This is a genomic window from Aeromonas sp. QDB56 (assembly GCF_027705505.1).
GTDB lineage: Bacteria > Pseudomonadota > Gammaproteobacteria > Enterobacterales > Aeromonadaceae > Aeromonas > Aeromonas caviae.
Genome location: NZ_JAPDBZ010000170.1, coordinates 1 through 7,148, shown reverse-complemented (window position 1 = coordinate 7,148; position 7,148 = coordinate 1). Strand labels below are relative to the sequence as shown.

Sequence of the window (7,148 nt, the reverse complement as noted above, 5' to 3'; positions counted from 1 at the left end):
TACGACAACAGGTCAACTGAGCGAAATCGGCGCCTGAGAGACTGCTGTCCTGCTTTGGAATTGTGCAACAAGGCCGTGCTCGCCTGGTCCGGGTAGCGCATGCGCAGACGCACCAGCGTCAAATCCTTGGCGTAGTGCTGGGTCTGGCAGATCTGCCGCTCCGCCTGGATGTCGGCCACGAGGGTGATGTACATGCGGCCGTTGCGCACCTCTTCGCGCTTGAGGCGGTACTGGCGGATGTCGCCGCCTGAGCGGATCTGGATCTGCTCGGAGCGCAGGCTGCCGTTTTCCAGGCGCTGGATGCTGGAGACTGAGGCGCCGCTGGCCAGCAGCGCCTGGCGCAGGGCATCCCGGGTCGCCTGCTCGCGGGCGTAGACCTCGTCGCCCCCCAGAATGGCGGCACTGCCCTGGGCCTCGATAAGTTCGGCCCTGGCCGACAGGCTGGCCAGCAGCAGGGTGAACAGCAGCGAAACTTTCATAACAAACACCTTGAGTGGGCGACCCCGCTGCCGCCGGTGGGGCGGGTCAGGGATCCTGGACACAGATCCGGTCTGCACCGGAGCGGGTGACCAAATAAAAGCAAGAACCATGCCTTCTTCCCTGGCCGGAGCCCGCGCGGTGGGCTCCGGTGGCACAGTGCGCGCCTTTGCCCGGGGATCATCGAGGATCCTGCGCGCATTCCCGCCTCAAGTGTTGGCGGTTGCGACCGATAACAGGTCAGGTGCAGATACAGGAAAGGTATCCATGAAGAGAGTTATCACGGTGCTGGCGGTGGCGCTGGCATTGGTCGGTTGCGGGTCGGCCGACCCCATCAATCGGGAGCTGGGAGACCCTCGCCAGGCGGCGAAGGGGATGGAGCTCAACTGGCTGGTGGCCCGCATGACGGATCAGCTGATGGAGCGCAAGTCTCTCACGACCCTGACCGAGCCCATTGCGGTCGCCTCCTTTGTCGATCTCGACACCCTGAAGGACACCAACTGGATGGGGCAGCAGATCGAGGAGAGCTTCATCTACGAGCTGAACCGGCGCGGTGAGGTGGTGGTGGACTTCAAGACCACGGGCAACATCCAGGTGACCCCGCAGGGGGACTTCGTGATGAGCCGCAACTACAAGGATCTCTCGTCCCGGCTGCCCATCTCCCGCATCCTGACCGGCACCTTCAGCCGCAATCAGCAGGGGATCCTGGTCAACGCCCGCATCATCGATCTGCGCACCAAGATGGTGGAGACCACGGCCCAGAGCCTGATCCCGAAACAATATTTGTCCGGTGCCAGCAACTCCTTTGGCCGGGCCTCCATCAATCGCGGTTACCTGATGCGGGGGGGCCAGAGCCCGTCCGGTCATCTGGTCAACCTGACCCCTTGAGGTGGCGCGTCATGAAGCGTGAAGCGGGCTGGCTGATATTGAGCCGTGACACATCGGGTGTGGTGAACAGGAAAACGGGGAAACAGCGATGAAAATCTTGTTGGGTTGCCTGATGGCCATGTTGCTGACGGCGTGCAGTGGCAACCGGGTGGTGAACTATGACGTGGGCGAGAAGCCCGATGACTTCCCGGTGCTCAAGGCGGTGGGTTATGCGGTGATCGACATCCAGCCCGGTCCCTCCCAGTCCGAGAAGATGTTGCAGGCGATCCGCGCCTCCAAGATGGACGCCTACCGGGAGCTGGCGGAGCAGCTCAACGGCCAGCAGGTACGCGGCCAGAGCAGCTACAAGGACCTGACCCAGACCTCCAACTCCCTGGATGTGTCGGTGGCGGGCATGGTGCGCGGTGCCCGGGTGGTGGCGACCTATCCCCGTGGCAACACCTATGCCACCGAGCTGGAGCTCGACACCCGCAACCTCTATCACCTGAACCAGCTGATGGCGGGCCAGTTCTAGGGCGGGTCCGGGGGGCGCCGGCATGAGCCGGGCGATCATCACGGCACAGACAAAGGCGAGCGCAGGCTCGCCTTTTTGTTTGGTCGGGAAGGGGCTCGGATCTGCGGGGAATAACCGGGGTTGGCGCCTTTGACGGGATAGGGCCTGGGGAGGATAACCGGGGTTGGCGTCTTGGGAGGAGCTGGTCTTCGGCAGGAGAAACGGACTTGATGGCCGGGCGGGATCCGGCCTGTGGCGAGGAAAAAGGGGGCTGAGATCGAACAAGAGGTGCCCGGGCGCCGGAATGGCAGCCTTTTTTGTTTAGGAAAATCTAACGATATCACCATGTCGTTAAATAAAGCCAAACGATAGAAAGGCCCGGCAGGCGGCAAAAGGAGGCCGCAACGGGAGGAAGATGGCCTGATGGTGAGTGGAGAGACAGCCGCGCCAGGATCCCGGGTCCACGAGGAAGGGGGTGGAGGGCGGTTTAACGCCGGAAGGGAAGGGCGGGACTGGGCCGCGTCTCACGGGGAGGGCGCAGAGAGCACAAAGGCGAGCCGGGGCTCGCCTTTGTGTGGCAGGGGCGGGATCCGCTTCCCATCAGCTGCCCATCAAGACGGGCGGCACGGCGGTCGGCTTGACGTCTTCGCTCGGGTAGCAGCCCAGCACCTTGATGTAGCGGGTGATCTTGGTCAGCTCCAGCAGGGCGGCCTGCATGGCCGGGGTCTGCAGGTTGGCGGAGACATCCAGGTAGAACATCTCCTCCCAGGGGTTGCCCTGCACCGGACGGGATTCCAGCTTGGTCATGTTGATCTCGTGGCTGCGCAGCACCAGCAGCGCCTCCACCAGGGAGCCCGGCTTCTGAGAGGTGGACATGATGAGGGTGGTCTTGGCCGGGATCTGGGGCGCCACGTCGATGGGCTTGCGCGCCACGACTATGAAGCGGCTGTAGTTCTCCTTCTGGTTGGCGAGCTGCTCGGCCAGCACGTCCAGGCCGTAGAGCTCGCCGCCTGCGGCGCTGCCGATGGCCGCCGCTTCCGGGCTTGCCAGCTCCTTCACCTTCATCATGGCGCTGGAGGAGGAGTCGCAGATCTCGTGGCGCGCCCCTTCCAGCTTGCTGAGGTAATGGGAGCACTGCTGGAACACCTGGGGATGGGCGTAGAAGGTCTTGATGCGGGACAGCTCGGTCGGCACGGCGGTGAGGATGCAGTGCTCGATGGGATAGGTGAGCTCACCCACGATGGAGAGGGTGGTGTGCTGCATCACGTCGTACACCTCGTTGATGGAGCCCGAGCTGGTGTTCTCGATGGGCAGCACCCCGAAGGCGGCGCGGCCCGACTCCACGGTGTCCAGCACCTCGCGGAAGTTCTGGCAGTTCACCTCGATCACCTGATCCTTGTAGCGGGCCAGGTACTTGCGGGCGGCCAGGCTCGAGTAGGAGCCGCGCGGTCCCAGGTAGGCGACGCTGGTCATGGGCTCCTGCTGCTGGGGATTGAGCAGGCTCTGCAGGTAGGCCTGCTGGGAGAGCACGGAGTCTTCGATGATGGTGTGGTAGATGCGGGTGATGTACTGGGCATCCAGTCCGAGGGCGCGCCCTTTCTGGATCAGGGCGACCAGCAAGTCCTGTTCGCGCTGGTGGTCACGGATGGGACGGGGATTGGCCTGCTTGGCGCGGGCGACCTCGATGCTGAGGGTCTTGCGTTTGGCCAGCAGGGCGAGCAGCTCCTGATCCAACTGGGTGATGTCGTGTCTGATCTCGTCGAGCGTTGCCATGGTGGTTCCCTATCCAGTGATTCTGTGGTGTGTGGTGCAAAAAAAAGCCTCCGCTGGGGAGGCTCGATTCGTCTTTGGTTTCTGTTTACGCGAATGGTTCACGTGACGACGGGCCTTCCCTCATGTGGGCCGGGTAAACGAGAAAACAAAGAAGAATGGTGTGTTCATGGGCGTGTCCTGAATGTAACGCCATAACCATTAAGGGATTTGGCGGTGCGATGCAAGTAAAACTTGCCCGTGGGCGTTGAACGGGGCAGGGTGGTGGCTCGGGTTGCCGAGGGAGAGTGAGTGTCGTTCTGGTCCCTGTTTATGGCAACCGCCGTGACCACATCCGTGGCAACAACACATAGAGGGGACGAGACGATGGCGGTGATCTTCGATCTGGGCAGGGTGGTGGTGCGCTGGGATCCGGTGGCCATAGTGAGTGGGGTGCGCGGACCCGAGGGGGCGACTGCGATCGCGGAGCAGCTGTTCAACCACCCGGACTGGCTGGAGGTGGACAGGGGGACCCTCTCCCTGCACACCATGGCCCGTCAGGCGCAGGGGCGCACCGGCCTGTCGATGGCGGAGAATCTGGCCATCTTGCAGGCGGTGCCGTCCTCCCTTGTGCCGGATCCCGCCATGGTGGCGCTCATCGAAGAATTGCACGGTGCAGGCCACCCCCTCTATGCCCTCTCCAACATGGGGCACGCCAGCATCGACTGGCTGGAGCAGCATCAGTCCTTCTGGCGCTTCTTCAGCGGCAAGGTAGTGTCGGCCCGGGTGCGGATGCTCAAGCCCGAGCCCGACATCTACCGCTATCTGCTGGTGTCGTTCGACCTCAAGGCTGGGGAGTGCCTCTTTATCGACGACAGCCCGGCCAACGTGGCGGCGGCCGAGGCGCTCGGTCTGCGGGGGCTGATCTTCACCGATCCGGCCCGGTGCCGGGCGCATCTGATCGATCAGGGGTTGTTGCCTGCCTGAGGGGAGCCAGTTTCGCTTCGCAGCGAAAAAAGTGGGGGAAGCGTTGATTTGGAGCAAATAATGTACAGTTTTACCCGCACTCTTTAAGTGTATATTCAGCTTGGGGCGGGCAAAATGGTATCCAGTTCATCATCCGGAGTTGTTGTTATGGATGCCAATGTCGTTGCGCTGCATCGGGGATACGATCAGACCTTTCAAGCCAGGGAACAGAGGCTCATCAACACCCTGGCCGGTTACAGCGAACTGCTTGTCTCCTTCTCCGGCAGACTGGAATCCTGCTACAGCATGGATCTGTGCCGGGCCAGCGGGGTGCGATTTCGCGCCATCACCCTGGACAACCCCACCCTCAGCCGCCAGTCGGTGGCCAGGGCACGGCGCTACTGCCGGCACTACGGCATCCCCCATCAGGTGCTCAAGACCGACGAGATGATCTTCAGCGCCCACCTGGGCCACCTCGCCGAGGTGACCGACCCGGTGCGCTACCTCTGCCAGCAGCTCGAACATGAAGAGGGCCCGCCGCTGCTGATGTCGGCCTCGGTGGAGGAGAAGCGGGAGTACCTGCGCCGATTCCACAGCCTGCCCGCCAACACCCTCTGGATCTTTGCCGAGCAGGGGATGACGAACCGGGATTTTCGCTACGGCTTTCACAAACGGCAACTGGCGCTCTGGGGAGACGTGGGGGAGGCCTGCCTGAGCTGGCGCTTTGTCGACATGACCTCCCTGGACAGGCGGCACCTGCGGATGGTCGACATGGCCGAGCAGATGCTGGTGGACATGGGGCTGGGGGGCGCCCAGGTCTTCTTCCATACCCTGGGTGACAGGGTCACCACCCTTGCGAGGATCCGGGTGCCCGAACGGCTGCGGGCCCTGGTGTTCGACATGCAGCCCACCATCCAGAAGGCCCTCAGGAGTGCCCAGTTCGATCTGGTGACCCTGGATCTGGCCACGCTGGAGGATCCCCACCCCCTGGTCATCTGAGCCGGGGCGTAACGTGAGGGGGGTCATAGGCAAGGAGGGCACGACTCTTTATACTGCCCCCTTCGCATCCTTTATCGAGTGCCTGCCCATGAAACCCCTCTCCCGACTGCTGGTCGCCCTCTGTCTGTGCCCTCTGCTGGCCGAGGCGGCTCCCCTGCACCAGATCACCTTGCCGGATGGTCGCCAGGTGCAACTCAATGACGATTTCACCTGGGAATACCTGCTGGTCAAGCCGGCAGCCACGGTAGCCGGTCAGGCAGTGACGGCGAGTGTCGCGGCCCCGGTGCTGACCGAGCAGGCCATGGCCCATCCCGACTTGCTCTCCCAGGCGACCCGGGACGGCATCACGGTGAAGCTGGACCAGGTGGCGGGGGATGATCCCCTCAGCCTGCAGTTCGTGGTGAGCAACACCGGCAGTCGCAACGTGGTGCGCGTCAACGGCAGCCTGACCCTGTTCAGCGCCGACGGGGTGCAGCTCTCGACCGAGCCCGTGCGCTTCTGGGTCGGGGAGAACCGCTTGCCTGACTCCTACCTGCGCAAGGGGGAAGCGCGCGCCTCCCGGGCCATCGAGCTGGCACGACCCGCCAGCCTCACCGGCAAGCCGCTGGTGCGGGTGCAGATCGACGAGGTGGAGTTCCGCTAGGATGACGGCGGGGGAGCCCTCGCTCCCCCGCAGAGTGTTGCACCGGTAACCGCCAGCAATATCCGCTTACATCTGACATGGTTTGGCAACAGCTTGCTCCTCGGCGTTGCCCCCTTTGCCCGTCACAATGGCTCCATTCCAGTTAGGTCCGCCTAACTCAACCCATGGAGTCAACAAAATGCAAAAGATCGCACTGTCTGTTCTGGTTCTGGCCGGTCTCTCTTCCACCTCCGTCCTGGCGCAAGATGCCTTCAGCTATGCCAAAGGCTCTGCTACCTGGGCCCACACCAAGTCTGACTACATCGGTGGCAAGGATGGGGAGAACCGCGACTTCGGCGGCCTGAGCCTGGATCTCTCCAAGAGCTTCACCAGCAATGTCTATGGCCGGATCGGCAGCGAATACACCTCCCGCAGCAGCGGCAACGACAGCATGGCCATCTCCAGCCTGGGGATGGGTGTCTACACCCCCCTCAGCACCGGCCTGAACCTCTACGGTGAAACCGGCCTGATGGGCTACAGCCTGGAACGGGAGCTGGCCTCCGACGTGAACCATTCCGGTTGGGATACCCTGGCCCGCAAGAAGAGCGGCAGCCTCTACGGAGAAGTGGGCCTGCGCTACGACATCGGCGCCGTCGAGCTCTCCACCGGCTATCGCTACGCCAACATGACCGACGACATGCACGACTTCAAGGCGGGGGCGGCCTACAAGCTGACCCAGAACCTGGCCCTCACCGCCGACTACACCTATCGCAACTGGGATCTGCAAAAAGGCTCCATCTCCAGCCTGGGTGTGAAATACAGCTTCTGATCATCCTTCCTGCAGGGTCTTCACCTTTACCCATGACTTCGGTCATGGGTTTTTTTTAGGTTCATCGCGGCTTTCCGGGGAAGGCCGCCTTGATTTTCAGAAAAAAGTATTCTGAGTCCCTAAAT

The 7,148-nt window shown here is 62.8% G+C and carries 8 protein-coding genes and 1 other annotated feature; of the genes, 6 read left to right on the top strand and 2 right to left on the bottom strand.

Annotation, left to right across the window (positions count from 1 at the left end; all coding sequences use genetic code 11):
• On the bottom strand, positions 1-479 hold a 479-nt coding region (locus OKB81_RS18400; protein WP_270805363.1), incomplete at its 3' end, for a flagellar assembly protein T N-terminal domain-containing protein.
• Between the two features lie 265 nt (positions 480-744).
• On the opposite strand from OKB81_RS18400, the gene OKB81_RS18395 reads away from it, so the two are divergent.
• Positions 745-1,365 (top strand): FlgO family outer membrane protein, encoded by a 621-nt coding sequence (locus OKB81_RS18395; protein ID WP_010673310.1) that lies wholly within the window; start codon positions 745-747, stop codon positions 1,363-1,365.
• An 88-nt stretch (positions 1,366-1,453) separates the two neighbouring features.
• A complete protein-coding gene (locus tag OKB81_RS18390; RefSeq protein WP_010673311.1) occupies positions 1,454-1,879 on the top strand; it encodes an LPP20 family lipoprotein in 426 nt (141 codons plus the stop codon).
• 579 nt (positions 1,880-2,458) lie between these two features.
• Here the strand turns inward: OKB81_RS18390 and pheA are convergent.
• Positions 2,459-3,631, bottom strand: coding sequence for a prephenate dehydratase (gene pheA, locus OKB81_RS18385; RefSeq protein WP_103244400.1), 1,173 nt, complete (start codon positions 3,629-3,631; stop codon positions 2,459-2,461).
• Between the two features lie 38 nt (positions 3,632-3,669).
• Positions 3,670-3,803, bottom strand: a sequence feature (Phe leader region).
• Between the two features lie 191 nt (positions 3,804-3,994).
• Here pheA and OKB81_RS18380 point away from each other — a divergent pair.
• From OKB81_RS18380 to OKB81_RS18365, 4 genes are all read left to right on the top strand, one after another.
• Positions 3,995-4,594, top strand: coding sequence for an HAD family hydrolase (locus OKB81_RS18380; protein ID WP_119197389.1), 600 nt, complete (start codon positions 3,995-3,997; stop codon positions 4,592-4,594).
• Positions 4,595-4,741: 147 nt separating this feature from the next.
• The gene (locus tag OKB81_RS18375) at positions 4,742-5,572 is read left to right on the top strand and encodes a hypothetical protein (RefSeq protein WP_119197390.1); all 831 of its coding nucleotides are present in this window, start codon (positions 4,742-4,744) and stop codon (positions 5,570-5,572) included.
• A gap of 88 nt (positions 5,573-5,660) precedes the next feature.
• Positions 5,661-6,215, top strand: coding sequence for a DUF3157 family protein (locus tag OKB81_RS18370; RefSeq protein WP_160836557.1), 555 nt, complete (start codon positions 5,661-5,663; stop codon positions 6,213-6,215).
• Positions 6,216-6,393: 178 nt separating this feature from the next.
• A complete protein-coding gene (locus tag OKB81_RS18365; protein ID WP_039041374.1) occupies positions 6,394-7,023 on the top strand; it encodes an outer membrane beta-barrel protein in 630 nt (209 codons plus the stop codon).
• The last annotated feature ends 125 nt before the right edge of the window (positions 7,024-7,148 follow it).

Coding starts and splice junctions, on each gene's coding strand:
- OKB81_RS18365 (WP_039041374.1), top strand. CDS start 6,394: ATGCAAAAGATCGCACTGTCTGTTCTGGTTCTGGCCGGTCTCTCTTCC.
- OKB81_RS18390 (WP_010673311.1), top strand. CDS start 1,454: ATGAAAATCTTGTTGGGTTGCCTGATGGCCATGTTGCTGACGGCGTGC.
- OKB81_RS18380 (WP_119197389.1), top strand. CDS start 3,995: ATGGCGGTGATCTTCGATCTGGGCAGGGTGGTGGTGCGCTGGGATCCG.
- OKB81_RS18395 (WP_010673310.1), top strand. CDS start 745: ATGAAGAGAGTTATCACGGTGCTGGCGGTGGCGCTGGCATTGGTCGGT.
- OKB81_RS18370 (WP_160836557.1), top strand. CDS start 5,661: ATGAAACCCCTCTCCCGACTGCTGGTCGCCCTCTGTCTGTGCCCTCTG.
- pheA (WP_103244400.1), bottom strand. CDS start 3,631: ATGGCAACGCTCGACGAGATCAGACACGACATCACCCAGTTGGATCAG.
- OKB81_RS18375 (WP_119197390.1), top strand. CDS start 4,742: ATGGATGCCAATGTCGTTGCGCTGCATCGGGGATACGATCAGACCTTT.